Source organism: Mesorhizobium sp. M7A.F.Ca.US.005.03.2.1 (genome assembly GCF_003997795.1).
GTDB classification, from domain to species: Bacteria; Pseudomonadota; Alphaproteobacteria; order Rhizobiales; family Rhizobiaceae; genus Mesorhizobium; species Mesorhizobium ciceri.
The window spans coordinates 1-1,352 of the sequence record NZ_RZRP01001219.1; the positions used below are offsets into that span (position 1 = coordinate 1).

Genomic DNA, 1,352 nt, shown 5'->3' on the forward strand with positions numbered 1-1,352 from the left:
GACCTGGTGGCTGAACCGCTACGCCGGCCTGACCACAAGAGTGAGGACCGAGAAACTGACCAGCAACCTGCCGGGCCGGGACTACACCGCCAACAGCATCTTCCTCGGCGTCAAGGTGCAGCGCTGAACGGCCGCACCACCGACATCCGGCCGCTCGCTAGGATGTTTTAAAACGCAGCGCCACGGCGCTCTAACGGCTTCAGCTCGTCGAGAAGCGTGCGGATGACGCCCGCCATGTTCTCGTTCATGTCGCTGCGCCACAGCGCGAAGGCAACATTGGCCTCGACAAAACCCTCCGGCGATCCGCAGTCGAACGTGCGGCCTCGATAGTGGTAGCCGTAGAAAGGCTGCTGCTTTTCCAGCTTCAGCATGGCGTCGGTGAGCTGGATCTCGTTGCCGGCGCCTTTTTCCTGACCTTCTAGGATCTTGAAGATCTCCGGCTGCAGGATGTAGCGGCCGTTGATGTAGAGGTTGGACGGCGCGGTGCCGGCCTTCGGCTTTTCCACCATCTCGGTGATACGGAAGCCGTGATGCGTGTCCTCGCCGCGGCCGACGATGCCGTATTTGTGGGTTTCGGCGGGATCGCATTCCTGCACCGCGATGATGTTGTTGCCCGTCTCCTCGTAGAGCTCGACCATTGCCTTCGTGCAGCTCTTCTCCGACTGCATGATCATGTCAGGCAACAAAAGCGCGAAGGGTTCGTCGCCGACGAGCTCGCGGGCGCACCAGACGGCGTGGCCAAGTCCCATCGGCACCTGCTGGCGTGTGAAACTGGTCTGCCCCGGCGCCGGCTGCAGCCGCTGCAGGCGGGCGAGCTGGTCGTCCTTGCCGCGCTGGGCCAGCGTGTCATAGAGTTCGAACTGGATGTCGAAATGGTCCTCGATGACGGCCTTGTTGCGACCGGTGACGAAGATGAAATGCTCGATGCCGGCCTCGCGCGCCTCATCCACCACATACTGGATCACCGGCCGGTCGACGACGGTCAGCATTTCCTTGGGGACAGCCTTGGTGGCCGGAAGAAACCGTGTGCCGAGACCGGCGACCGGGAAGACTGCCTTGCGAACTCTCTTCATGCTTTCAATTATCCGTTTGAGGGCCAGCTCCGCAATCCCCGTTTCAAGACATTTTCACGCCGGAATTGGGGATTACTGGGAAACTGAGGGGAACGTCCACCGGTAAAGCTTCGAAGCGTCTTTTCGTTCCCGGTGGCACCTATGGTAAACTAATTCCTAACCTGGTTCGGCGATGAATGGTCTTTCCTGAGACAGAGAAGGAGGAAAAGATGTCCGTTCGCAATGCCGCAAAAATTTTTACCAGCGTCATGGCGGCAGCCAGCCTATCGCTCGCTCTGC

Annotated in this window: 2 protein-coding genes; one reads left to right on the forward strand and one right to left on the reverse strand. The window is 60.1% G+C overall.

Annotation, left to right across the window (positions count from 1 at the left end; all coding sequences use genetic code 11):
- Positions 1 to 127 (forward strand): outer membrane beta-barrel protein (locus EN991_RS36430; RefSeq protein WP_164769671.1); only part of this gene is annotated, 127 nt, incomplete at its 5' end.
- Between the two features lie 40 nt (positions 128 to 167).
- Here EN991_RS36430 and galU read toward each other — a convergent pair.
- Entirely contained in the window at positions 168 to 1,073 is a 906-nt protein-coding gene (galU, locus tag EN991_RS36435) for a UTP--glucose-1-phosphate uridylyltransferase GalU (RefSeq protein ID WP_127370531.1), read from the reverse strand.
- Positions 1,074 to 1,352 lie beyond the last annotated feature (279 nt).